At 63.2% G+C, this 24,314-nt stretch carries 20 protein-coding genes; 9 read left to right on the forward strand and 11 right to left on the reverse strand.

Going from position 1 to position 24,314, the window contains the following annotated elements:
• The first annotated feature begins 11 nt into the window (after positions 1-11).
• Positions 12-329: a cytochrome c gene (locus QX126_RS18755; RefSeq protein WP_315756127.1), complete on the forward strand. Its 318-nt coding sequence runs from the start codon at positions 12-14 to the stop codon at positions 327-329.
• Positions 330-339: 10 nt separating this feature from the next.
• On the opposite strand, the gene QX126_RS18760 is transcribed toward QX126_RS18755, so the two are convergent.
• Genes QX126_RS18760 through QX126_RS18770 form a run of 3 tightly spaced genes read right to left on the reverse strand, consistent with a single transcriptional unit; the run spans position 340 to position 3,362 of the window.
• Positions 340-1,440 carry an ABC-type transport auxiliary lipoprotein family protein gene (locus QX126_RS18760; protein WP_315782846.1) on the reverse strand — a complete coding sequence of 367 codons (1,101 nt, stop codon included), beginning with the start codon at positions 1,438-1,440 and terminating at the stop codon, positions 340-342.
• 3 nt (positions 1,441-1,443) lie between these two features.
• Positions 1,444-2,223 carry an ABC transporter ATP-binding protein gene (locus QX126_RS18765; protein ID WP_315739035.1) on the reverse strand — a complete coding sequence of 260 codons (780 nt, stop codon included), beginning with the start codon at positions 2,221-2,223 and terminating at the stop codon, positions 1,444-1,446.
• Between the two features lie 2 nt (positions 2,224-2,225).
• Positions 2,226-3,362: an ABC transporter permease gene (locus QX126_RS18770; RefSeq protein WP_315782848.1), complete on the reverse strand. Its 1,137-nt coding sequence runs from the start codon at positions 3,360-3,362 to the stop codon at positions 2,226-2,228.
• 98 nt (positions 3,363-3,460) lie between these two features.
• On the opposite strand from QX126_RS18770, the gene QX126_RS18775 reads away from it, so the two are divergent.
• Together QX126_RS18775 and QX126_RS18780 are read left to right on the forward strand one after the other, a co-directional pair.
• Positions 3,461-3,793 (forward strand): hypothetical protein, encoded by a 333-nt coding sequence (locus tag QX126_RS18775; RefSeq protein WP_315782850.1) that lies wholly within the window; start codon positions 3,461-3,463, stop codon positions 3,791-3,793.
• Positions 3,794-4,297 carry a phage holin family protein gene (locus tag QX126_RS18780; protein WP_315739039.1) on the forward strand — a complete coding sequence of 168 codons (504 nt, stop codon included), beginning with the start codon at positions 3,794-3,796 and terminating at the stop codon, positions 4,295-4,297. It abuts the gene before it with no gap.
• Between the two features lie 43 nt (positions 4,298-4,340).
• Here QX126_RS18780 and QX126_RS18785 read toward each other — a convergent pair whose 3' ends face one another.
• The gene (locus QX126_RS18785) at positions 4,341-7,034 is read right to left on the reverse strand and encodes a bifunctional acetate--CoA ligase family protein/GNAT family N-acetyltransferase (protein WP_315782852.1); all 2,694 of its coding nucleotides are present in this window, start codon (positions 7,032-7,034) and stop codon (positions 4,341-4,343) included.
• 250 nt (positions 7,035-7,284) lie between these two features.
• Here QX126_RS18785 and QX126_RS18790 point away from each other — a divergent pair, with 250 nt between their 5' ends.
• Complete coding sequence (locus tag QX126_RS18790; RefSeq protein ID WP_315739041.1) at positions 7,285-8,274, forward strand: zinc-dependent alcohol dehydrogenase family protein; 990 nt, start codon at positions 7,285-7,287, stop codon at positions 8,272-8,274.
• A 22-nt stretch (positions 8,275-8,296) separates the two neighbouring features.
• Complete coding sequence (locus QX126_RS18795) at positions 8,297-9,841, forward strand: AAA family ATPase (RefSeq protein WP_315782854.1); 1,545 nt, start codon at positions 8,297-8,299, stop codon at positions 9,839-9,841.
• Positions 9,842-9,879: 38 nt separating this feature from the next.
• Here the strand turns inward: QX126_RS18795 and QX126_RS18800 are convergent, their stop codons facing one another.
• Together QX126_RS18800 and QX126_RS18805 are read right to left on the reverse strand one after the other, a co-directional pair.
• Positions 9,880-11,553, reverse strand: coding sequence for a PHA/PHB synthase family protein (locus tag QX126_RS18800; protein WP_409999110.1), 1,674 nt, complete (start codon positions 11,551-11,553; stop codon positions 9,880-9,882).
• Positions 11,554-11,762: 209 nt separating this feature from the next.
• Positions 11,763-12,125, reverse strand: coding sequence for a hypothetical protein (locus QX126_RS18805; protein WP_315739043.1), 363 nt, complete (start codon positions 12,123-12,125; stop codon positions 11,763-11,765).
• 161 nt (positions 12,126-12,286) lie between these two features.
• Here QX126_RS18805 and QX126_RS18810 point away from each other — a divergent pair, with 161 nt between their 5' ends.
• Positions 12,287-13,015 (forward strand): CBS domain-containing protein, encoded by a 729-nt coding sequence (locus QX126_RS18810; RefSeq protein WP_315777046.1) that lies wholly within the window; start codon positions 12,287-12,289, stop codon positions 13,013-13,015.
• A gap of 58 nt (positions 13,016-13,073) precedes the next feature.
• On the opposite strand, the gene QX126_RS18815 is transcribed toward QX126_RS18810, so the two are convergent.
• From QX126_RS18815 to QX126_RS18825, 3 genes are all read right to left on the reverse strand, one after another.
• Complete coding sequence (locus QX126_RS18815; RefSeq protein WP_315782856.1) at positions 13,074-14,336, reverse strand: CoA transferase; 1,263 nt, start codon at positions 14,334-14,336, stop codon at positions 13,074-13,076.
• A gap of 194 nt (positions 14,337-14,530) precedes the next feature.
• Entirely contained in the window at positions 14,531-14,992 is a 462-nt protein-coding gene (locus tag QX126_RS18820) for a GNAT family N-acetyltransferase (protein ID WP_315756135.1), read from the reverse strand.
• Between the two features lie 4 nt (positions 14,993-14,996).
• Positions 14,997-15,215: a hypothetical protein gene (locus QX126_RS18825; protein ID WP_315782903.1), complete on the reverse strand. Its 219-nt coding sequence runs from the start codon at positions 15,213-15,215 to the stop codon at positions 14,997-14,999.
• Positions 15,216-15,849: 634 nt separating this feature from the next.
• Between QX126_RS18825 and QX126_RS18830 the strand changes: the two genes are divergently transcribed.
• Positions 15,850-16,035, forward strand: a complete 186-nt coding sequence (locus tag QX126_RS18830) for a hypothetical protein (RefSeq protein WP_315739092.1) — start codon at positions 15,850-15,852, stop codon at positions 16,033-16,035.
• Between the two features lie 31 nt (positions 16,036-16,066).
• On the opposite strand, the gene QX126_RS18835 is transcribed toward QX126_RS18830, so the two are convergent.
• Both QX126_RS18835 and QX126_RS18840 read right to left on the reverse strand, forming a co-directional pair.
• The gene (locus tag QX126_RS18835) at positions 16,067-17,005 is read right to left on the reverse strand and encodes a hypothetical protein (RefSeq protein WP_315739093.1); all 939 of its coding nucleotides are present in this window, start codon (positions 17,003-17,005) and stop codon (positions 16,067-16,069) included.
• Positions 17,006-17,108: 103 nt separating this feature from the next.
• Positions 17,109-20,963, reverse strand: coding sequence for an ATP-binding protein (locus QX126_RS18840; RefSeq protein ID WP_315782858.1), 3,855 nt, complete (start codon positions 20,961-20,963; stop codon positions 17,109-17,111).
• A 165-nt stretch (positions 20,964-21,128) separates the two neighbouring features.
• Between QX126_RS18840 and QX126_RS18845 the strand changes: the two genes are divergently transcribed.
• Complete coding sequence (locus tag QX126_RS18845) at positions 21,129-22,433, forward strand: divalent metal cation transporter (RefSeq protein WP_315782860.1); 1,305 nt, start codon at positions 21,129-21,131, stop codon at positions 22,431-22,433.
• Positions 22,434-22,628: 195 nt separating this feature from the next.
• Positions 22,629-24,260, forward strand: a complete 1,632-nt coding sequence (locus QX126_RS18850) for an NAD-dependent malic enzyme (RefSeq protein ID WP_315782899.1) — start codon at positions 22,629-22,631, stop codon at positions 24,258-24,260.
• Positions 24,261-24,314: the final 54 nt, after the last annotated feature.

Genomic DNA, 24,314 nt, shown 5'->3' on the forward strand with positions numbered 1-24,314 from the left:
GGACATTGTGAATGCAGCGGCTTGTTCTGTGCCACCTTCTCGCCGCGATAGCGTTGGTGACACCCTCCTACGCGGCGTCGACGTCGCAGCAACGTGGGCAGGCCTTCGCGAAGGCCCACTGCGCACGATGTCATGCCATCGGTCGAACGGGAGAGAGTCCCTTCGAACCGGCACCCCCGTTCCGAAACCTGCATCTCCGCTACCCGATCGAATCATTGGGCGAAGCGCTCGCGGAGGGGATCGTGACTGGTCACCCGGCCATGCCCCAATTCCAGCTTGCGCCGCCGCAGATCCACGATCTGCTCTCGTATTTGAAGAGCTTGGAATAGCCCCGTCGATTCAAAGCGCCTGTATCGTCCAGGTCAGAATCGACTTGGCAACCCGGCCGAAGGCCTCGTTGAAGGCGGACACGGCACCAGCAGGATCAAGCCGCGCAACGGGCTGGTTTTCGTCAAACAGCCGTGACGCGATGACCTTGCCGTTCTTGTCGACGAGGCGAGCCGACAGACCAATCTCCGCCGCGGCGGTGTCGCCATTGATACGGAAACGGCGGACATCGATCAGCAGCTGAAAATCCGGCTGGCCGAGATCGGATGTCCGCAGCGGAGCGTGGGCCACATCGTAATTCTCGAAGGCATCGATCAGACGTGACTGCAATAACTTGGGGATGCTGTCAGCCCAGAGGAAATCACCGAACCCCGGGTAGTCCTTTGTCGGCGTGAACAACATGCGCTGAGTCTGCAGCATCGCCACGGCCGTGGGCTCAGGAATCGCGAGCTGACCCTTGATGGTCTTGTTGACCGGCCCCAGTTCTCGCGGCGCGCTCAGATCATAGGTGACCTTCTGTGCTGGAGCGCCGCCTCCCGTCATTTTTTCCAGACCCGAGACGATTCCATCGAGCTTGCCGGTATTCCGCGCAAGGCCGTCCGAGAATGTCTTGAGGTTGGCGATCGTGTCTTTGAGCGGCCCGGCATTCTCCGCAAGCACTGCGTCGACGCGCCGCAGGGCGTCCCGGGCGGCCTGCGTCATGCTTTGTCCGGCGCCCGGTTCTGCAATCAGTGTCGATATGGCACTCGCCGCTCCTGCCGACGAGCCGCCCTCCAGCGCGATCACCGGCACTCCTGTCAGCCCCTGGAATTCCAGACCCACCTTGGTGTCGGCGCGCACGGGAGTCGTCGACGCCACGGAAATCGTTGCGTTGACCCGACGCGGATCGTTCGGCGCCAGGCCCAGCTCAGTCACCTCGCCGACCCGAATTCCGTTGAACAGAACGGCAGCCCCGACCAGCAGGCCGGGCACTGAGCCCTCGAACTGCACGTGATAGGTCGTGCGAGGCCCGAGTCCTCCAGTGTTGTTGAGCCAGTAAACGAAGCCAAAGATCGCGACGATGGCCGCCAGCACGAAGCCGCCGATGACAGCGAAAGGCGCACGGGTTTCCATCTTTCAACTCGCTTTTGGTTGCAGCATCTGGGATCGCTTGCCGTGAAAATAGGCTCTGACCCAAGGGTGTTCTGATCGAAGGAGATCGCTCATAGGGCCAATTGCCACGATCTTGCCGTCGGCCAAAGCAGCGACCCGGTCGCAGACCGTGTTCAGACTGGCGAGATCGTGCGTCACCATGAACACCGTCAATCCCAACGTCAGTTGGAGCGTCTTGATCAGGGCGTCGAAATCGCCGGCGGAAATCGGATCGAGGCCGGAGGTCGGCTCGTCAAGAAATACGATCGCCGGATCGAGAGCGAGGGCGCGCGCCAGCGCGGCGCGCTTCGTCATGCCGCCGGATAGTTCGGCTGGGAATTTATCACCGTCCTCTGCGCGAAGGCCGACCATTTCGAGCTTGGCTATCGCGATCTCATCCATCAAGCCCTGCGACATCTGCAGGCTCTCGCGCAGCGGAAATTGAACGTTCTGTTTGACCGTCAGAGACGAGAACAGAGCTCCCTGCTGGAACAGAATTCCCCAACGCCTCGCCGCAGCCTGTGTCGTCCGCTCTTCGGCGCCACCAAGGGGTGTCCCCATGACCTCGATGGTCCCGCTGCGCCGAGGAATGAGGCCGATGATCGTCCGCATCAGGACGGATTTCCCGCCGCCTGACGCGCCAACCAAACCGAGAATCTCACCGCGACGAACGTCGAGCGAAAGATCGTTCAGAACGAGCTGCCGGCCGAACCCGACGACGAGATCGGTCACGCGGATCGCGCTGGACACTCCAAGATCATCCATTGCTACATTCCAATGGACGCAAAAAACACGGCGAATAGACCATCGAGCACGATAACCAGGAAAATGGATTTCACCACGGATGTCGTGGTTTGTTGCCCCAGCGATTCGGCACTACCTTTCACACGAAGTCCTTCACTGCAGGCGACAATGCCGATCACCAAGGCCATGAACGGGGCCTTCAATATTCCCACTTCGAAATGGGTGACCGAGATGGCATCGTGTAGCCGGGCGATGAAGATTGCCGGTCCCATGCCACCATAGAGCTGGGCCACCAGCCCTCCCCCATACAGGCCAGCCATCGAGCCGATGAAGGCGAGAATTGGCAAGGTCAAGATCAACGCAACGATGCGGGGCAGGATCAGCACCTCGACGGGATCCAGCCCCATCGTCACCAGCGCATCGATCTCCTCGCGCATCTTCATCGATCCAAGTTCCGCCGTGTAGGCGCTTCCCGATCGCCCTGCCACCATGATCGCGACGATCAGAACGCCAAGCTCGCGCAGGACCAGAATTCCCACCATATCGACCACGTAGGATTCGGCACCAAAACGTCGAAAATGGAAGATCCCCTGCTGGGCGATGATGGCGCCGATCAGGAAAGTGATCAACGCCACGATTGGAATAGCCTGCCATCCGATGCGGTACATCTGATAGACGAGAGAGGTCACGCGCAAAGATCGCGGCCGACGTAGCGTCCGCAGCAGAGCAAAGGACAGCGCGGCCAACATGTCCAGGAACACTTTGACGTCCTGGGCTGCCCCCAGACTCGAACGACCGAGGTCCGTGAGTTTGGCGAGGACCGGATTCAGTCTCGGTGCCGGCTCGACCGCTCGTCGATTGACCTGCCGGACCTCCTCGACCAGGCCGATGTAGTTTTCTGCCACCCCGGTCATCTCGACCCGACGACCGCCAGCGGCGGCACGGCGGCTGAGCTTCTCGAGCAACCAGGCACCGACGGTATCGATCTCGCTCACGGCACCGAGATCAAGCTTCACGGCTTTCGCGCTGTTGACCCTGGTGCCGGCAGAGCTGGTCAAACTCTCGAGCTCCGCCACGTTGAGGGACACCCATGATCCGCTCGGACGAAGCTCAAGCACATCCTCCGTCGCAGCGGCCGTCAGTCCCGGATGAGCACGCAATTGGATGTCTCCCTCAGTCGGCGTGCCGAGGCACACCCGTTCCTAGATCCGGCCGATCTGCCTCGCTTGATCTGCGTCAATGCCGTCAGCGCAACGGGTTGAGCGAAATCAAGCATCGCGCCGGACTGCGTTCTACAGTGATTTTGGCGCGAGGACAAAACATGGCTATCGACCCGACGACGCTCAGGACCGAGTTGGACAGCCTGACGCGTGAGCTAAGCCAGCTGCTGCGGGGCGCGGGGGCGACGCGTGACAACCCGGACGCGCAACCAGCCGCCGGAATGCTCGCTGCAGCGATCGAGGCGCTGGACATGCGTCTAAGTGAGACAGACGTTCAGGTGGAGCGGATGATCAGGGACCGTCCGATCGTGGCGACAGCTTCGGCCTTCGCCCTCGGTCTTGCCGTTGGCCTCCTACTGCGGAGAACTTAAGTGGATACCGAGAATGTCGTTAAACATTTGCGCCTTCTCTGGCGGACGGACCGGGTCATTGCCGACATCAGGCTCCGGCACCTGCTCGTCGGGCTCGGCCTCCGGGCCTTTGCGGCGCTGATTGCCGTCTTTGGCCTCCTGATGTTCGAGCTGGCGGCCTATCTTGCATTGGTCCAGATCACCTCCGCGGTGGTGGCAGCCGCAGCACTCGGAGCCTGCAATGTCGCGATTGCGGCGATCCTGCTGATCATCGCATCCCGTGCACCGTCCGGCAGGGAACTCGAACTAGCCAACGAGATTCACTCCTCGTCCATGGACTCGCTGCAATTGGAAGCACGAGCTCTGCAGGCCCAGATCTCGAGCGTGGTCAACCATCCGCTCAACAGCCTCATTCCGCTGCTCATCGTTCCCATTGCGACGATGATCATCAGAACTCTCCGCTCGCATGGCGGCTCCGAAGGCGAGGCGGCGAGCCCGCCGCCCAACGACCGCCGTGCGACTTGAACCCATCCTGCTGAATCAGGTGAGAGGCAATCGAAGCCTGAGCTCAAAGCCTGAGCTTTACGTTGCAGAGGTCGCGTTCGGTCGGATCGGTTTTGACCTCGAAACCGAGGTTCCTGCACATCTCCAGCATGACGACATTCTCCTGCAGCACGTCGCCGGAAATCATCTTCAGGCCTTCGGCCTTGGCGTATTCGATGATCAGCTGCATCAACGCCCAGCCGAGTCCGCGTCCCTTGAGATCCGACCGCAACAGGATCGCGTACTCCCCGCTCTCGTAAACCGAGTCGGAGTGAATCCTCACGACGCCGACCAGCTCGTTGGTCGCTTCATCGAGAGCCACAAAAGCCATCGCGCGCGCATAGTCGAGCTGCGTCAGGCGCGCGATGAACTCGTGCGTGAACTCCTTCATGGGGGCAAAGAATCGAAGACGCAGGTCTTCCGCGGTGACATGCTTGAGGAACTCATGAATGGTTGGCTCATCCTCGGGTCGGATCGGTCGCGCAAGGATTCGCCAGCCGTCCTTGACCTGGAGATGCCGTTCCCATTGGCTCGGATACGGCCGAACGGCGAAATTCGACGGACCAGAGCCTTTGAATTTCGGCGGAACCCTGCCGACGGCGACGCGCGCATCGACGGCCATGACGCCGCTCTCGTCCGCGAGCAGCGGATTGATATCGAGCTCGCGAATCTCGGGAACGTCTGCTGCAAGCTGCGCAAGCTTGACCAGCACCAGTGCGACTGCATCGGGCTTGACCGCCGGGACATCACGATAGGCGTGCAGCAATCGTGAGACGCGCGTCCGCTCGATGAGGTTGCGCGCCAGATGGAGATCGAGCGGAGGCAGACCGAGCGCTTTGTCGTTGATGATCTCGACGGCGGTACCGCCCCTGCCGAACACGATCACGGTTCCGAAGGTTGGATCGTCGGCAATGCCCATGATCAGCTCCCGCGCCTTGGCGCGGACGATCATGGCTTGCACGATCACGCCGGAAATCCGTGCGTCGGGCCGAACGGCCCTCGCGCGGGCCATGATCTCGTTCGCCGCGTTACGCACGGCCTCGGCCGTGGTCAGATTGAGCACGACACCGCCGACGTCGGACTTGTGAATGATGTCTCTCGACAAAATCTTGAGCACGACAGTTGTGCCCTGAGCGAACAACTGCTCCGCATACCCGACCGCCTCGTCGACCGAAGCCGCCGCGAACGTCGGCACCATCGCAATATCGTAGGCCTCCAGCAGGCGACTGATCTCGACCGGATCGAGCCAAGTCCTCCCGTCGGCGAGGGCCGTCGCTACAATTTTGCGGGCTGCCTCGACGTCGGGCGCAAAAGAGCTCGGCATGGCCGGCGGGACAGCGGCAAGCGATTCGACCACCTCCCGATGACGAACGAGATGCATGAAGCCACGAACGGCATCATCCCCGGTTGGGTAGTTCGGAATTCCTGCCCCGCTCAAGGTTTCGATGACCGGCTGCTCCGCACCGACCCATGCCGCCAGAACCGGCTTTGCCCAGCGCTGGTGCTGCTTTCGATAGGTACTGACGAACTCGGTGACAGCCGTGGCAATGGCGCTCGCGGATGCAATCGCGGTCTGAACGTTCATGACGAGAACTGCATCGTTGGCTTGATCGGCGAGCAGCGCCTCGAGCGCGAGCGTGTAGCGTGCGGCATCGGCATCGCCGACGATGTCGACCGGGTTGGATCCGGACCAGGTCGGCGGCAGGATGGCATCGAGTTTGTCGTGGACGACCGGCGAAAGTGCGGCAGGCACGCCTCCGAGCTCGACCAGTCGATCCACGGCGAGCACGCCGATCCCGCCGCCATTCGTAAGAATGGCGAGCCTCTTGCCCATGGGCGACTCCACCCGCCCCAGCGTTTCGGCGCAGTCGAACAGCTCGCGCAGATCGGAGACCCGCAGAACGCCGGCCCGGCGAAAAGCCGCGTCGTAGACGGCATCCGCTCCCGCCAGCGCGCCCGTATGTGTCGCCGCAGCTCGCGCACCGACGGCACCGCGGCCCGATTTCACCACTACAACCGGCTTGACCCTTGCCGCCGCTCGCGCCGCGGACATAAACTTTCGAGCGTCCTTGACGGCTTCGATGTAGAGCAGGATCGCGCGGGTCCCACCGTCCAACGCGAAATGGTCCAGAAGATCTGCGAGATCGACGTCCAACTGGTCGCCGATCGAGACGATTCCGGAAAACCCAACACCGCGCTGAGCAGCCCAATCTACCATCCCCGCCGCGATAGCGCCGGACTGTGAAATGAGCGCCAGGCTGCCTACAACCGGCATGTGCGCCGAAAAGCTCGCATTGAGCTTGATGGTCGGCATCATGATGCCGAGACAGTTCGGTCCAATGAGACGCATGCCGTATTTCTGCGCTGCCTTCTCGGTCTGGTCGGCAAGCGACCCCTCTCCGTGTCCCAGACCCGAGGTAATGATCAGAGCTCCTGCCGTCCCCAACGCGCCTGCGCGATCGATGAGATCCGGGATCGAAGGGGGTGGCGTCGTGATCACCACCAGTTCCGGCACGAACGCCAGTTCGGCGAGACTGCCAACGGCAGCGATATCGGATATCTCCCGATAGCGAGAATTGACCAGGCCAAGCTTGCCCTCGAACCGCGCCTTGACGATATTGTCGAGAATGGCCTTCCCTACCGAGTTCGGTCGCGGACTCCCTCCGATCAGAGCGATTGAGCGTGGCAAAAGCAGGTTCCGCAATCGGTAGGTCGACATTTGCACGTCCAACATCAGTTGGTGAAAGGCGGGTGAATCCCGAGGATTGATCTTAGTTTCAATCGGCAGCGGGTCTAGCGCGACTTATCATCCCAGCATAGTCACGGAGGCGATACCGCTCCGTTCCCTGACTGCACCTGCCGGCTCTGCTCGGTAGGCCGCAGTATTCGTACCAAGTCCTTGATGAGCATCAAACGATTGCCGGGCTGATTATCTTATTACCCTGCAACTTCGTCCGGGAGGCTCTCCGATGCGAGCGATGGTTCTGCGAAAGCCTGGAGCGCCTCTGCAGCCCGAGACGCTCGCGGACCCCGATCCTGGTCCCGGTGAGATCCGCGTCAAGGTCAGGGCATGCGGCGTGTGTCGCACTGACCTGCATGTGTACGACGGTGAGCTTCCCGACATTCGGTATCCGATCGTCCCCGGACACGAGATCGTCGGTCATGTCGACCAGATTGGTCCTGGTGTGACGACGCACAAGCTCGGCGCGCGCGTCGGAATTCCATGGCTGGGGCATACGTGCGGCCATTGCATGTTCTGCGCACGAGGTATGGAAAATCTCTGCGACCAGCCCACGTTTACCGGCTACACACGCAACGGCGGCTATGCAACCCACGCCGTCGTGGACGCAAATTTCGCATTCCCGCTCGACGGTTTGGAGGATGACATTGCCATCGCTCCGTTGCTGTGCGCCGGCCTGATCGGCTGGCGGTCTCTGGTCATGGCAGGGAAAGCCGAGAGGCTTGGCATCTACGGATTCGGCGCGGCCGGCCACATCGTTGCCCAGGTGGCCCGCTGGCAGGGGCGCCAGATCTATGCGTTCACCCGCGAGCACGACCAAGCTGCGCAGGATTTCGCGCGCCAACTTGGCGCCACATGGGCCGGAGCGGCGGGCCAGCGTCCCGATCTTGCTCTGGACGCGGCCATCATCTACGCGCCGGCTGGCGAGCTTGTTCCGGCCGCTCTGCGGGCTGTTCGGAAGGGTGGCCGGGTGGTCTGCGCAGGTATTCATATGAGCGACATTCCGACGTTCCCGTATTCCCTCCTCTGGGGAGAACGCCAGGTCGTGTCTGTCGCCAACCTGACGCGACAAGACGGTCTCGATTTCCTGCGGGTCGCGCAGCAGGCTCAAATACGGACCCATACGACGCCCTATCCGCTGTCCGACGCAAATGACGTTCTGGCCCGCCTGAGGCGGGGTGACGTCGTCGGCGCGGCGGTGCTTATCCCGGACTTTTGAAGTGAACGTGGCAACACCGCCCATGGCATCACCATCCGATCAGGAACTGGTCTTCTCCTTCTTGGGCAATACCACCCGACATCCAGGTGTCCGCCGGATCGACACGCACGCGGCTTCCGTGTTTCTGATCGGTGACCGCGCCCTGAAGATTAAGCGCGCCGTTCGGCTGCCATTTTTGGACTATTCGACGCTCGATCAGCGCAAGGCCGCGTGCGCAAAGGAAATCGAGATCAATCACCCGTTTGCTCCGGACATCTATCTGCGTGTCGTCGCCATCACCAAGGCGCCTGACGGATCATTCGATGTCGATGGATCGGGCACTCCGGTCGAATATGCCGTCGAGATGCGTCGCTTCGATGACAGCCAGACGCTTGATCATCTTTCTCGCCGCCAGCAGCTGGACGCCGGATTGGGCGAGCGTCTGGCAGAGACGATCGCAGCGTCGCATGCAGTCGCCGTTCTGAGCTCCTCCAATGGGTGGACGGAGTCCATTCCGATTTGGATCGACGCATTCGTCGCCAGCTTTCGGACAGTCTCGCGATTTGGCGAAACGGAGGTCGAAGAACTCCGCGTCCTTTGCCACTCGGCCTTCGCACGTCTCCGGCCCCTGCTCGAGCAACGTGCAAATGAGGGGCACGTGAAACGCTGCCATGGCGACCTCCATCTGGCCAACATCGTCCTCATTGACGACAAGCCGGTGCTGTTCGACGCCATCGAGTTCGACGACCGGATAGCCACGATCGACGTCCTCTACGATCTCGCCTTTCCACTGATGGACCTCTTGCACTTCGAGCAGCCGGTCGCCGCCAACCGTCTCTTGAACCGCTACCTCTCGACCGCAGCGCCTGACCAGACCGGAGGATTGGCTGCTCTGCCTCTGTTCACGACGATCCGGGCCGCCATCCGTGCGCAAGTCTTTGTCGCAAGGCGCGACCGCGGTGATGCCGAACACTCGGACGCTGATCGCTCCGCAACGATCGAGACCGCAGAGAGCTACTTTCAACTTGCACGCAGCCTGATCCGGCCGGCAGAGCCGAGGATGATCGCGGTCGGAGGCCTGTCGGGAACGGGAAAATCTGCGCTCGCCCGGGCTCTCGCTCCTCTCTTGGTGCCTCCACCGGGAGCAATCGTGTTGCGCAGCGACGTGCTACGCAAGCAACTGTCTGGCGTGAAGGAAACCGAACGCCTCCCGGCTGCAGCCTATACGCCGGAATCGAGTGCTCGGGTCTATCGAGAGTTGACGACGCTGGCCGGCCGCGTGCTCTCACAAGGCTTCACGGTGATCGTCGACGCCGTGTTTGCACGTCCGGATGAACGACAGGAGATCCATGATCTCGCGAAGCGGCTGAAGGCGCCCTTTGCCGGCCTCTTCCTCGTCGCAGATTTGCGCAGCCGGCAGGAGCGAATTCACCATCGAGTCGCCGATGCGTCCGATGCAACGATCGGAGTTACCGAGGATCAGGAACGCTACGACATCGGCGCTCTGGATTGGCTCCAGGTCGATGCGTCAGGCACGGCTGAGACGACATTGGAGCGAAGCCTTTCATTGCTCCGGATCAGCGCCTGAGTCCGGTGGGATGGCCCCCTGGCCGCAACGCGCGGCGATCACGTGTGCACGTAGTCGCCCGGCGCGTCTCCGAGATCATTCGAACGATCTGTCCCGAGTTGCGGCGGTGCGCCCGGCGCTCCCGATTGCTGTCCGAGCCACTCTGTCCAGGCCGGCCACCACGATCCCTCCAGCTTTGGCGATGTGCCCTGCCACTCGTCGGGTCCGAGATATGGAGCGTCGGCAGCCTTGGTTCGCAACTGATGGGAGTGCCCCTGCTCGCCCGGCGGCGCCACGATGCCGGCATTATGGCCGCCGCTGGCGAGCACGAAAGTGACGTCAGCATCAACCTCGTAATGGATCTTGTACGTCGACTTCCAAGGCGCAACGTGATCACGCAGCGTCCCGACGACGAACATCGGCGTGTGGATATCCGAGAGCGAAACAGGCTTCCCTTCGACCCGATACCGCCCCTCGGCGAGATCGTTGTTCAGGAACAGCTTGCGCAGATATTCGGAGTGCATCCGATACGGTAGCCGCGTCGCATCTGCGTTCCATGCCATCAAGTCGCTCGGGTTTGCGCGCTCGCCGAGAAGATAGTCGCGCGAGACACGAGACCAGATCAGATCGTTGGAGCGCAGCAATTGAAATGCGCCCGCCATCTGGGTGGTGTCGAGATATCCACGCTCCCACATCATGTCTTCGAGAAAGGCGACCTGGCTTTCATTGATGAAGAGCGTCAGCTCTCCCGCTTCCGTGAAATCGGTCTGGGCCGCAAACAGCGTGATTGTCTTCAGGCGCTGGTCGCCATCGCGTGCCATGGCCGCCGCCGTGATCGAAAGAAGCGTTCCCCCGAGACAATAGCCTGCGGCATGGAGCAGCGTATTCGGAATGATCCTTCCGATCATGTCCAGGGCAGCCATGACGCCCAGCGAGCGGTAGTCGTCGAACGCAAGATCCCGGTCTTCCGCTCCGGGGTTTCGCCAGGAGATCATGAAAACCGTAAAGCCCTGGTCGGTCAGGTATCGGACCAGCGAATTGTACGGCGACAGATCCAGGATGTAATATTTCATGATCCAAGCTGGCACGATCAGGACCGGCTCTGGTCGCACCCTCTCGGTCGTCGGCGCGTATTGAATCAGCTCAATCAACTGATTGCGAAGCACAACCTTGCCCGGCGCGGCCGCGACGGTCTTGCCGACGACGAATTCGCCATTGATCGGCATCTTCCCCGGCTGCATCACCTGCATGAGATCGGCGAGCCAGTTCTGCCAGCCGAAGATCAGGTTCTCGCCACCGCTTTGAAACGTCTTCTCCAACACTTCCGGGTTGGTCGCTGCAAAGTTCGATGGCGCGAAGATGTCGAGCAGTTGACGAATTGAAAAGTCGACGACGGCTTCGTTAGCGGGGTCGACACCACGAATGCCGGTCGTCGCCTTGTGCCACCAATCTTCCCCGAGCAAAAACGCCTGGGCGAACAAGTTGAACGGGTGCGTCGCCCATTGCGGCTTGGAAAAGCGATGATCGTTGGCCTGCGGTTTGATCAGGTCCCAAGGACTGCGATTCGGGTCTGCAAACTGCAATGACCGTTCAGCGACCTGCTTAGCGCCGTGCCAAGCATCTCGGACGATTTCGATCTGACGCTGAGGTGCAGCGGCCAGATGACAAGCCCAATCCAGATACGCCATTGATAGAGCGGCCGGGGAAATTCCACCGGTGAGCCGAGCCAGCATCGCGCTGAAGGCCCTGTCCAGCTCGTGATCCTCGCGTCGAAGCTCCCCGGAGGTCGCGTCGGCTTCTCGGGAGAGCAACTTTGCGTCGGGTGCGGCGAGCGCACCCTCCGGCTTCAAAGAGGTCTCTGCAGAGACAACGGCACTGCTCCGGTCGTTAACGATCGTTCCCTCGCGTTCCCGTCGATCGGGACGCGACGCCCCCGCACTCTTCAGTTTCGCCACCGTTGCCCCATGAGATTCACGCTAGCATCAATCAGGCGCTGCCCGTGCTTGAAGAGTCGATCGCAATCCCGCCTGACGAAATCAATCTGATGCCGTCCACATTCCTGGACCATCGCCTGGATTCCCTTCACGGAATGCACGCCAGCCAGCTTCGACACAAACTCAGCCAGCAGATGCGTCTCCGTACGCGCGCGATCCAGCACTTCGTTGCTGGCAAACAGAACCTCCTCCATGACGATCTGCTGGGAACCAACGAGCAGCTCGAGTGCGTGCTTGTTGGAGAGAGCGACACGTTCGGACAGTTCGGCCGTTTCGTCGGCCAGGACCTTGGTCCCGGAGAACTCGGACATGGGCACCTCTCCTCTCGCTAGATCAAAATGCCTTATAGCTGCAATTCAATGCCAGGACCTTGAGCTGCGTCAATGACGCGGCGGCACCTCCTTTGACCTGCGTCAATTCAAGACCGTGGCGACGGATTACGTTTTCTCAGCCTTTGACATTGGAGTTCGCCATGCGCGCCCACCAGATCATGACCCGTCCCGTCATCACCGTCACCCCTGACACTTCCATCGTGGATGCGGCAAATATCATGCTTCAACGGCACGTCAGCGGCCTTCCCGTGGTCGATTCCGGCGGAAAACTCGTGGGCGTCGTCTCGGAAGGCGATTTCATCCGCCGATCCGAGATCGGCACAGGGCGTAAGCGCGGCCGTTGGCTGCGCTTCATTCTCGGGCCCGGGAAGTCGGCCGCCGACTTCGTCCACGAGCACGGTCGCAAAGTGTCAGAGGTAATGACCAAGTCTCCCCTAACGATCACCGAAGACGCCGCGCTGGCGGAGATCGTGGAACTGATGGAAAAGAACCACGTGAAGCGGTTGCCCGTGGTCAAGGGAGACCGGGTCATCGGCATCGTGTCACGGGCGAACCTGCTGCAAGCGGTCGCCGCGCTCGGGCGGCAGGTCCCGGATCCGACGGCGGATGACGATCACATCCGCAACCGTGTGATCGACGCTCTCGAGAAGAACGACTGGTGCCCGTTCGGATTGTCCGTCATCGTCAAGGACGGCATCGTTCATCTGAGCGGCGTCATTACCGAAGAGCGCTCGCGGCAGGCGGCAATCGTTGCCACCGAGAACATCTCTGGTGTCAAGAAGGTGCATGATCATCTGTGCTGGGTTGACACCATGTCGGGCATGTACCTGAACTCACCGGAAGACGACGAGATGGCCAAAGCCGGCTGATGGCTGCTGAGGACGCTGCCGCTCTTCCTGCCTCGTGTCCGGCACCAGTGACGATGCCTTAGGTTCCCGGATTGTTGCGTCCGAACGCCCCCGCCCAACGCAGGGCTTCGATCTCCTGCTCAGTGTACCCAAGCCTGTGGCGCAGGATCGCGGTCGTGTGCTCACCGAGCCGCGGCGCCGCCGTCGGCTCGACGGTCGGCGTGAGCTCCATGGCGATTGCCGGCTCGATGTTGGGTATCGAGCCTGCCGTCGGGTGCGGAATACGACAGGTGCGGTCGCGCATCCGGACCTCGGCCGCGTTGAACGCCTGCTCGACCGTACGAACGTGTCCAACCGGAACTCCAGCCTGGTTCATCCGAGAGGTCCAGACATCCATCCGTTCCGTGGCGAGGATGTCGGCGATGAGGCCGCGCAGCTGCGCACGGTTGACCCATCTCGCCCTTCGCGTGGCGAAGCGGGGATCGCTCAGGAGATCCGGACGACCAAGCACCTCCGTCGCCAGCCGGCGGTAGATCCGATCGTTGGCACATGCGATGTAGAGCGGACCATCTGACGCTTCAAAGACGCCGACCGTCGGAGAGTCGTTCGGCGAATTGCCCGTCCGCGTGGGGTTCACGCCGTTCATCAAATACGCCATTCCGGAGAAGCCGGTCATCGCCAAGGCGATGTCAAACAGCGCCACCTCGACGTGCTGCCCGCGACCGAGCCGCTGCCGGGCGGCGAGTGCCAATAGGATGGCATTGCAGGCGGACATGCCGGTGGCCAGATCAACGATCGGAGGACCGGTCCGCACCGGCGGACCATCGGCGAAACCGTTGAGGGACATGAACCCGCTTTCCGCCTGGGTGATTGGATCGAACCCTGATCGCCACGCGAATGGACCGGAGCGTCCGTAGGCCGAGATCGAGCAATAGATCAGCCCGGGATTGGTGCCGGACAGTGTCTGATAGTCCAGCCCGAACCTCTCCATGACGGACGACGAGAAATTCTCCACGACGATGTCGGCCTTGGCGATCAGCGCACGCGCGACGTCTCTGGCCTGCGGTATCGTGAGATCCAACACCATGCCGCGCTTGTTCCGATTGAGACTGAGGAACGCTGCGCTCTCTCCGCCGAGCTCAGCGTGCTCGTATGCGCGGGTATCGTCTCCCGTGAGCGGCTGCTCGATCTTGATCACCTCGGCGCCGAAATCGGCCAGCGTCTGTGTGCACGCCGGCCCTGCGACGACACGCGTGAAATCGATCACCAGCAGACCAGCCAGCGCGGTTGGCGCGTCAGGCGGCCGTGGCGCACGCTCTGGCAGGGTGACCTCGGCCGGCATCCCAGAGTCCTTCCCGCTGCTTTGATCGTCTGAAGCGATCTTCCATTCACTGCCCGGCGTGGCATTGTCTCCAACGTCCGACAATGCATGGTTAGCTCAACGGCAGCCGCAAAAAAAGCCCGGGTCGGAGCTGTCGAGCCGGCCCAATTCTGCTGCAGCGCAATGCAAATCTGCATGAGGCATCGATCGACAGCTCACCGCCCGATCATCTTGCGCCAATAGAGCGAGTTCACCCAGGCCCAGGGCCGGACCGGTTGGAACAGCACATATCCACACCGAATGAAATTGTTCGCGGATACGATGTTGCAAGTCGTATCCGAAACGATGCAATCCAGGCCCGAGCGACGCGCGCGCTGCTCGATCACACGCATCAGCCGTCGCTGCAGGCCGTAACCACACCGCTCTTGGAGAACGCCAACCCTCGAAAGATAGGCTATGCCCTTGCCGAGGGATGACGGCATCATTCCGGCAAAGGCGACGGGCCGTCCGAGCTCGGTCGATATCCACCATTGTCCGCTCTCGAAATCGGGCAGAGGTGCGCAATCGAGGAATGTGCGCGCATGGAGCTCCTTCAAGGTGTCGAGGACGTCAGGCTCGCAAGCGTCGACCTCTCTGATGCGGAAGCGGCGGCCTCGCCGCGAGATCCAGGCTGGCACGGCATCACCTTCCGAGCACGACTTTGATGCCGAGCCAGATCGCACCGATCAGACCGGTCGCGATGACCGTGATGACGGCCTTGAACGTATAGCTCTGGGCCTGCTCCACGCTCTTGCGCCAGCGCCGCAGGTGCTGGAAATCGGCTCTCAGCTCGGTGATCGTCTTCGACATGGTCACGTCCCTGATATCATGGGTGATGAATGCGAGGGTGGTGATCGTCACGAGATCGCATCGGCGGCTGCGACCATCACCAGGCCGATCAGGGCGAGCGCAATGAGGTAGGCGGTCATCTTCCTCTCTCCTGGGCGAAGGAAAAGCGCGGCAGATCGCAGCCGAAAGCGCGATCGTTTCAGGCGCGAACCCTATCCCTCGGCTCAAGCAAGGGACCGCTGCGGGCGAAGCGACGGTCGCCACGCCCACGCACCGGCCCGTTCGCGCGGGCCGGCGAGTATCCGGATGTTCGAAGTTGTCTGCGCGCTGCACGACGCGCGATGAATAGCCGACGATCGTGGTCGACAGCCGATGCCGGGCTGCGCTGCTCAAGTCAAAATGCCCGCGGACAACGCGGCATCATCTTGTTCGGAAAATTCGATAATGACACTATGCCGGTGATTTGCCCGACATGTCAAATTTGATCGAAATGCGGCGGTCAGGCTTTGCGATTTCGATAACCGCCGCTCCAAATCCGGGCCGAGCCAATAAAAAGCCCGCTGCCGAGTTCGCGGCGCGGGCTTTATGGTTTCTTCGACGATGTCAAAATGCGCCTGATTTGCCCGACGTGTCAAGCGCAGATAGTTGCGCCGATCGGCAATGCTACTTCAGCCCGTCGGGCGCGGCCGGTGGAGGAGGTCTTCCGATGTATGTCGTTGCGGTCGTACTGGCCGGCTTGTCCGCCCTGTTCTACGCGGCGGGTCAGCACCAGCTGGGATCGGTCGGCGCCGATGTCTGTCAATATGGCAGCCTGTTCTGCGACAAGCCGCACTACATGATGACCGGCGCGTTGCTCGCCGGCCTCTGGGCCAAGTTCGTGAGCATGCGCTGAGACGGGCCGGCGCGCAGCTTCGATCACCCCGTCAGTTCTTGATCGCGTAGAGTGGCGTTCTCACCGTCAGCTGATAGACCGGCTTCGGCGCCCAGGCGATTTGCGCGGTGATGCCGAACAGCCGGTTGTCATCGTCATCCATGCGATCGAGATCGAGCCTGACCAGCGGCTGCGTGTAGGACGCGATCGGCGTGATGGCGAGCAGCTGCGCGCCACCGAACGACTGGATGCCGACGCGCGCGGAGACCTTCCAGTTGTTCTCCCACTGGTAGAAGCCGCCGATATAGCCGGCGGTCGTGCTCCCGACATGCGCGAGCGCGGAATCGACCTCGACATGGGTGTATTGAACGCCCGCGAGCCAGCCGCGCGTCTCATCCGGATCGAGCGCGTATTTGGCTTCGATGACGGTGTTGAACGAGGTGGTCGCCAATGGCGAGTCCGGCACCGACCGTGTCAGCGTCGACTGCAAGGTCAGCGTCGGAAGCGTGCCGCCGTTCTGCTGATAGACGTCGGCCTGGAAGCCGAGGAACCAGCTGGTGATGGCCACGTCGGCCCAGCCGGACAGGCCGTTGTAGGAGGTGCTTCCGGTGAACCCGGCCCAAAGCGACAAGGCGTCGCCGAGATCGACGGTGAGCGGAACGTCGACGCCAAGGCCCTGGTTGGTCGGGGCCGAAAGTTGCGGCCGTCCGGGCAAAGCCGGCCGGTCAAGCAGCTTGCGCAAGGTCGCGAGCTGCGAGAGGGTTCCGAACAGGGACGTGTCGCCCAGGCCGGTCGACAACGTGCCCCCTGGCACGTAGGCATAGTTCGTCCGGAAGTCGATGTAGACATTGGCGAGACCCGATGCGGGCTCGTCCGCATCATCGTCCTTGGCAAACGCGCTGCTGCAGACGACCAGCGCCGCACACGCGGCCAGAGCAAATGAGCGCCGCGGCACGCAACGCCCGCGCGGCAACGATTCCACGTCTGCCATGAGACCTCCCCCAGCGCCCGAAAATACGCCGCCCGGGCACCATCCTTCAAGTGCGGATCACGAGCGCGATGCCGACGTCAGGGGAAAGCCGCGGCGCGCGTCGTCAGGACGACGCCGACTTGGCGCCTTCCTCGCGTGCGGCCATGACCTGACGCAGCACGCGCGAGAGCTCATCGACCGAGTAGGGCTTCTGGATGAGACTGAAACCGTGGCGGTCGCCGTCGGCGAGGGCGTGGCTGTAGCCGCTGTTGAGCACGATCGGAATCATCGGGAGCCGGCGACGGATTTCCCGGCCGAGCGTGACTCCGTCCATTCCGGGCATCACGACGTCGCTGAGCACGAGATCGAAGCCACCGGGATTCGCGTCGATCAAGCGCAGCGCATCGTTTGCGCTGCGCGCCAGCACGGTTCGATAGCCGAGATCCTCGAGCAGCTGGGTCGAGAATTCGCCGATCTCCGGGTTGTCCTCGACGACCAGCACGTTCCAGCGCGCGACGACCATGTCCGGAGTGTGCTCGGTCCGCTCGCGCAGCTCCAACGGCTTGTGCGTGCGCGGCAGCAGCAGGGTCAGCGTCGTCCCCTTGCCGACCTCGCTCTCCGCCAACACCCGTCCGCCGGACTGGTGCACGAAGCCGTAGACCTGGGACAGGCCGAGACCCGTGCCGCGCCCGACTCCCTTGGTCGTGAAGAACGGCTCGAAGATGCGGTCGATCTGATCGGGCGCAATGCCGCATCCAGTGTCGCTGACGGCGATCGAGACGAATTGCGGCCGCCCGGGCTGGCCGTCCTGCGGCAGCAGCTGACCGCGAATGGTCAGGACGCCCCGGCCTTCCATCGCGTCCCGCGCATTGGCAACGAGATTGACGAGGGCCGTGTCGAACTGGTTGATGTCGACATCGACCGGAAGCGGCCGCGCTTGCAGGTCGAGCTCGATCGCGGCCGGCGCACCGAGCACGGTCTGCAGCATCTCTTCGATCTGCTCGATATGCCCCGCGGCATCGAAGACGCGGCGCTCCATCGGCGTCCGCCGCGCGAAGGCGAGCAACTGTCCGGTGAGCTTGGCGGCGCGATCCGCCGTGTCCGAGATCGCATCCACGTAGCGCCGCATGCGCTCCGGGGACAGCTGGCGCCGGCGCAACAGGTCGGCCGAGGACCGGATCACGGTCAGGAGATTGTTGAAGTCGTGCGCGACGCCGCCGGTGAGCTGGCCGATCGCCTCCATCTTCTGGGCCTGGCGGAACGCCTCCTCCGCCTTGCGCCGTTCGGTCAACTCGACCGCCTCGGGCACGATGGCGACCACCTGTCCGGTCTCGTCCCGCACCGGCCGCATCTGGAAGTCGAACCACCGTGAGCCGCCGACCGGCAGCTCGAGCTGCAACTCCTGGCGGGCCCCGTCGCCGCGAGCGACGGCGTCGACCAGGGATCTGATCAGCTCGGGCGTGCCGGGCGTCCCCGCAAACCACGGCGTCTCCCAGAATGGCAGCCCTGCGACCTCGTGCAGGGGCGCAGCGATCGCTTCGAGCGAGGTCGCATTGGCATCCAGAAGCGTCCCATCGGACGAGAGCAGAGCTTGGAACGTGTAGCTCGCCTCGAAGATCGTCCGCAACCGCGCCTCCTTGGCCTGCAGCTCCGCGGTACGCTCGGAGACCTGCGTCTCCAGGCGCTCGTTCAGCTCACGCAGCGTGGTCTCGGCCTCGTGCCGCACCCGCGACAGATCGATATTGGCACGCACCCGCGCCAGCAGCTCGCGCGCGCTGAACGGCTTGGTGAGATAGTCGCTCGCCCCGGCATCAAGCCCCTCGACCTTGGCCTCCTCGCCGGCGCGCGCCGACAGCATGACCACAGGAATGTCGCGAAGCTGCGCATCGCTACGTAGCGCTTTCAGCAGGCCGAAGCCGTCGAGCCCCGGCATCATGACGTCGGTCAGCACGAGATCGGGGCGGCGCCGTCGGACCGCCTCGAGGGCCGCCATGCCGTCGCTGACCGCCTCCACGTCATAATCCTCGCCGAGCAGACGGCGGACGTAGTCGCGCATGTCGGGATTGTCGTCCGCGAGCACCACGCGATCACGGGCCGATGCCGTCGCGGAGCGGACTCCGAGGTCGTCGGATGATGACGGGTGAGGAAGCTCGAACGACACACCGCCGTTCAGCCACCCGAGCGCCTCCTCGATGTAGGCCTCGGCCCGCACGTTGGTAACGGTCAGGACATGGGAAGGTCCGATCTGGCCCGCTGGCAGATGCGCCGAGCCAAGCGGAATTCGCACGGTGAAGACCGAGCCGCGGCCGAGCGCGCTGTCTACAGCGATCTCCCCGCCGTGAAGCCTCACCAGTTCCTGAACGAGAGCGAGACCGATGCCGCTGCCCTCGAAGGATCGGCCGCGCGCGCCTTCGATGCGACGAAACCGTTCGAACAGGTGCGGCAGCTCACTGGGCGGGATGCCGGTGCCGGTGTCGCGAACCTTGAGCTCGGCATGATTGCGGTCGGTGGACAAGCCGATCGACACCGCGATTTCACCTTCGAAGGTGAACTTGAACGCGTTCGACACCAGATTGAGAACGATCTTCTCCCACATGTCGCGGTCGACATACACCGGCTCGGACAGGGGCTTGGGGTCGATGATGAGACGCAGGCCGGCAGGATCCGTCGCCGAGCGGAAGTTGGACACGAGCTCGGCAGTGAAGACCGCAAGATCGATCGGCTCGAAGTGCGCGGTCATGCGGCCGGCCTCGATGCGCGAAAAGTCGAGCAGCGTGTTCACGAGCTTCAGCAGGCGAATGCCGTTGCGGTGGATCAGGCTGAGGACGGATCGCGCTTCGGAGGTGAGTTGGGCCTCGTCGCGGCCGAGCAGGTCTTCCAGCGGGCTCAACATCAGCGTCAGCGGCGTACGAAACTCGTGGCTGATGTTGGAAAAGAACGTCGTCTTGGCGCGGTCGATTTCGGCCAGCGCTTCCGCGCGGCGCCGCTCTGCCTGATAGGCCCCGCCATTGCTGACGGCCGCTGCAATCTGCCCCGCGACGAGGTTCAGGAAGCGCGCATAGCTCTCGTCGTAGAGGCGGAACGGATTGAGACCTGCGATGACGAAGCCGCCCCATCCGGCCTCCCCCGACGCGGGCAGCGGAAGCACAACGGCGTGCTGTGGCGGCTGACGCCATCCGCCGGTCGGAAAGCTGAGGCCGAACCGCCGCGGAAGATCGCGAACCAGCACCGCATCCTGCAGCCTCAGCGCTTCAGCCAGAGGCCACGTTCCTTCCGGCTGAATTCTCAGCCTCGGCTGAACGGCGGGATGATCGCGGTCGATGCCGGTCAAGGCCTCCAGCCGCGCCGCCTCGCCGTCCGGGTCGGTCATGTAGATCATCGCGAAAGGAAGGTCGCGCGACTCCCGCGCCAAGGCGTCCGCGCAGCTTGCGCAGGCCTGGTCGATGCTGCGGGCCCCGGCCCCGGCATTTGCGAGCTCGCGCAGCAGCGAGAGCTGGCGCTCGCTGATCACGCGCTGGGTGTCATCGGTGTTGGCGCAGAAGATTCCTCCGGGCGATCCATCGTCGTCCGGTATGGGACTGTAGGAGAACGTGTAGTAGGTCTCCTCGGGAAAGCCGTTGCGCTCCATGATCAGGAGCTGCGCCTCGACATAGGTGCCCTGGTCACCGCCGCCGGCCTTTGCCAGCAGCGGACCGATGTCCTCCCAGATCTCGTGCCAGACCGCGGACGTCGGGCGACCGAGAGCCCAGGGATGCTTACCGCCGATGATGGTCTTGTAAGCATCATTGTAGAGATAGATCAGCTCCCTTCCCCAACCGATCCAGATCGGCTGTTGGGATGTCAGCATGAGCCTGACGGCCGTCTTCAGGCTCTGCGGCCAATGCTCCGGCGTTCCGATCGAGGTGCTCTCCCAATCGAACCGCAACATCAGTCCGGCCAGCTCACTGCCTCCGGCGAAAAGCCTCTCGCGCTCGGCCATGCCGAGCTCCTGATCATGCCCTGTTTGCCGCTGGTCCGGCACGCGTCCCCCTTGGTCGAAATCCGACGTGATCTGGAACGCTGGTACTCCCCTCCGGTTCCGGAGCCGGGAACGAAAAGAGGGCGTGCGACTTCGAGAGACATACACCGCCGGGGGAGCACTGCCATGGCCATGACCGTTGCATCCGAACCGAACAAACCGAAACGGTCGCCCTGGAGCGTATTCCGGGTTTTGGGTCCAGGTCTCGTGACCGGTGCCGCCGACGACGATCCGTCGGGAATAGCGACGTACTCCCAGGCTGGCGCGCAGTTCGGTTACGGGCTGTTGTGGACGGTCTTTCTGACCGCGCCTTTCATGATCGCGATCCAGCTGGTGAGCGCGCGCATCGGCCGTGTCACCGGCAAAGGGCTGGCGGCCAACATCACTGCGCTTGCGCCACGCGGGATCGTCTTCGGCCTCGTCGCCCTCCTGGTCGGCGCCAACACCTTCAACATCGCAGCCGACATCGCGGCGATGGCGGAGGCGCTGTCGCTGGTGATCGGCGGTCTCAACCATGAGCACGCGCTGATCTTCGCCGCCGGGTCGACGCTGCTCCAGGTATTCCTGCCCTATCGCCGCTACGCACCTTTCATCAAGGTGCTGACCCTCAGCCTGTTCGCCTACGTCGCGACCGCCTTGATGGTCGAAGTGCCCTGGAGCACGGCGCTGCTCGCGGCGGTATGGCCCAGCCCCTCGACGGAGGCCGACTATCTGCTGACGGTGGTGGCCGTCCTCGGCACCACCATCAGCCCTTACCTGTTCTTCTGGCAGGCCTCGCAGGAGGTCGAGGAGATGAACCAGGGCAAGGTCGACCGTCCCTTGCGCGAGCTGTCGAAGAAGGACCACCCCGACCTCCGACGGATCAGGATCGACACCACGATCGGCATGATCTTCTCGAACGCAATCGCGTTCTTCATCATCGTGACGACCGCCACGGTGCTGCACGCGCACGGCATCACCAGGATCGACTCGGCGACGCAGGCGGCCGAAGCCCTGCGCCCGCTCGCGGGCGACCTCACCTTCCTGTTGTTCGCGCTCGGCATCATCGGGACCGGCATGCTGGCGATCCCGGTGCTGGCGGGCTCGGCGGCATACGCCGTCGCCGAGACCTTCGGCTGGCACGCGACCCTGGAGGCCAAGCCGGACGAGGCGGTCGGCTTCTACAGCATCATTGCTGCCGCCACGATCATCGGCTTCGGGCTCGGCTTCACCGGCATCGACCCGATCCACATGCTGGTGTGGAGCGCCGTGCTCAACGGCATCGCCGCCGTGCCGATCATGGCGATGATGATGATGATCGTGTCCAATGCCGGGCTGATGGGCCGCTTCCGCGGACGGTCCTGGCTGATCGCCCTGGGATGGATCGGGACAGGTATCATGGCCATCGCCGTGCTGGCCCTGCTGTGGTCATTCGTCACGGGCCGCGCCTAGCGACCATCGCGTTTCCCTCTGCGTCGGCTGCAACGCAGTTGCACAATGTCATTGGTGCAACGCGGGACGTAAACTGTGTTAACAGTCCGTTCCCGCCATCCCGCCGCGATTGATGCCGATCAACGTTGGGCGCGCTCCGGTATGGCGGTGCTCGAACAAAGGACCTCGGAGACTGCCTTGACCCAACCGCAACGCATGAGCGCACCGACGCTATCCCCCTATTCCCCGCGCGGACTCGCGCTGCTGCGCGATCCGCTGCTCAACAAGGGCACCGGCTTCACCGAGCAGGAGCGCGATGCGCTCGGCCTGCGCGGCTTCCTGCCCGCCGGCGTGATGCCGATGCAGGCCCAGGCCGAGCGGATCCTGGTCAATCTTCGCAGCCTGTCCAGCGACCTCGAGAAGTACGTGGCACTGAATGCACTGCACGACCGCAACGAAGCGCTGTTCTTCCGGGTGGTCTGCGACAACATCGACGAGATCCAGCCGCTGATCTACACGCCGACCGTCGGCCTCGCCTGCCAGAAATTCGGCCTGATCTTCCAGCGTCCGCGCGGCCTGTTCATCTCGGCCAATGACCGCGGCCGGATCGCGGAGATCCTCGCCAACTGGCCGTATCGCGCCAAGCTGATCGTCGTCACCGACGGTGAGCGCATTCTCGGGCTCGGCGATCTCGGCGCCAACGGCATGGGCATTCCGGTCGGCAAGCTGTCGCTGTACTCGGCCTGCGCCGGCATTCATCCGGAGGAGTGCCTGCCGGTCATGCTCGATGTCGGCACCAACAACGAAGAGCTTCTGGCCGACCCCTACTACATTGGGCTGCGCCAGAAGCGCCTTACGGGCGAAGCTTATGACACGTTCGTCGACGAGTTCATGACGGCCGCGCGCGCCGCCTTCCCGGGCGTGCTGATCCAGTTCGAGGATTTCGCCAACCACGCCGCGTTCAAGCTGCTGCACAAATATCGCGACGACACCTGCGTCTTCAACGACGACATCCAGGGCACCGCAGCCGTGGCGCTCGCCGGCCTGTTCTCGGCGCAGCGTATCACTGGCGGCAAGCTGCGCGACCAGACCGTGCTGTTCCTCGGCGCCGGCGAGGCGGCCACCGGCATCGCGGATCTCGTCGTCTCCGCCATGATGGCCGAAGGCCTGTCCGAAGCCGAGGCGCTGCGGCGCAACTGGCTGATGGACTCGCGCGGCCTCGTCATCAAGGGACGAGAGAACCTGCACGGCCACAAGCTGCGCTATGCGCACGACCAGGCCCCGATCGCAGACTTCCTGACCGCGATCAGGACGCTGAAGCCGACCGCGATCATCGGCGTTGCGGCCGTCGGCGGCGCCTTCACGCCGGAAGTGCTGCAGGCAATGGCCGAGCTGAACGAGCGCCCCATCATCTTTGCGCTCTCAAATCCGACCTCGAAGGCGGAATGCTCGGCGGAGTCGGCCTATCGCTACACCCAGGGCCGCGCGCTGTTCGCCTGCGGCAGCCCCTACGATCCGGTCAAGCTCGACGGCAAGACCTTCGTGCCGCGCCAGGGCAACAACTCCTACATCTTCCCCGGTGTCGGCCTTGGCGTCATCGCCAGCGGCGCGCGGCTGGTGACGAACGAGATGTTCATGGCTGCCGCGCACACCCTGGCGAACTGCGTCACCGGCGCCGATCTCGAGCAGGGCAGCCTGTACCCGGCGCTGCCGCGCATCCGCGAGGTGTCTGCCCAGATCGGCGCCGCGGTGGCCGGCGTTGCCTATCAGAACGGGCTCGCCACGGGGCCGGCGCCGAACGATCTGCTCGGCTTGGTCGAGTCGAAGATGTACGACGCCCGCTACTGAGCTCGACGCCCTCGGATGCCTCGGACTCACCAGCGGCGAGCGAGGAGGCATCCG

Source organism: Bradyrhizobium sp. SZCCHNPS1003, assembly GCF_032381555.1.
GTDB lineage: Bacteria > Pseudomonadota > Alphaproteobacteria > Rhizobiales > Xanthobacteraceae > Bradyrhizobium.

What these genes read in the sequence shown, in the direction of transcription:
- QX126_RS18835 (WP_315739093.1), bottom strand. Translation starts at nt 17,005, where the DNA reads ATGGCAGACGTGGAATCGTTGCCGCGCGGGCGTTGCGTGCCGCGGCGC.
- QX126_RS18845 (WP_315782860.1), top strand. Translation starts at nt 21,129, where the DNA reads ATGGCCATGACCGTTGCATCCGAACCGAACAAACCGAAACGGTCGCCC.
- QX126_RS18755 (WP_315756127.1), top strand. Translation starts at nt 12, where the DNA reads ATGCAGCGGCTTGTTCTGTGCCACCTTCTCGCCGCGATAGCGTTGGTG.
- QX126_RS18830 (WP_315739092.1), top strand. Translation starts at nt 15,850, where the DNA reads ATGTATGTCGTTGCGGTCGTACTGGCCGGCTTGTCCGCCCTGTTCTAC.
- QX126_RS18805 (WP_315739043.1), bottom strand. Translation starts at nt 12,125, where the DNA reads ATGTCCGAGTTCTCCGGGACCAAGGTCCTGGCCGACGAAACGGCCGAA.
- QX126_RS18765 (WP_315739035.1), bottom strand. Translation starts at nt 2,223, where the DNA reads ATGGATGATCTTGGAGTGTCCAGCGCGATCCGCGTGACCGATCTCGTC.
- QX126_RS18795 (WP_315782854.1), top strand. Translation starts at nt 8,297, where the DNA reads ATGGCATCACCATCCGATCAGGAACTGGTCTTCTCCTTCTTGGGCAAT.
- QX126_RS18800 (WP_409999110.1), bottom strand. Translation starts at nt 11,553, where the DNA reads ATGCTGGCTCGGCTCACCGGTGGAATTTCCCCGGCCGCTCTATCAATG.
- QX126_RS18760 (WP_315782846.1), bottom strand. Translation starts at nt 1,440, where the DNA reads ATGGAAACCCGTGCGCCTTTCGCTGTCATCGGCGGCTTCGTGCTGGCG.
- QX126_RS18840 (WP_315782858.1), bottom strand. Translation starts at nt 20,963, where the DNA reads ATGGCCGAGCGCGAGAGGCTTTTCGCCGGAGGCAGTGAGCTGGCCGGA.
- QX126_RS18850 (WP_315782899.1), top strand. Translation starts at nt 22,629, where the DNA reads ATGAGCGCACCGACGCTATCCCCCTATTCCCCGCGCGGACTCGCGCTG.
- QX126_RS18815 (WP_315782856.1), bottom strand. Translation starts at nt 14,336, where the DNA reads ATGCCGGCCGAGGTCACCCTGCCAGAGCGTGCGCCACGGCCGCCTGAC.
- QX126_RS18810 (WP_315777046.1), top strand. Translation starts at nt 12,287, where the DNA reads ATGCGCGCCCACCAGATCATGACCCGTCCCGTCATCACCGTCACCCCT.
- QX126_RS18790 (WP_315739041.1), top strand. Translation starts at nt 7,285, where the DNA reads ATGCGAGCGATGGTTCTGCGAAAGCCTGGAGCGCCTCTGCAGCCCGAG.
- QX126_RS18785 (WP_315782852.1), bottom strand. Translation starts at nt 7,034, where the DNA reads ATGTCGACCTACCGATTGCGGAACCTGCTTTTGCCACGCTCAATCGCT.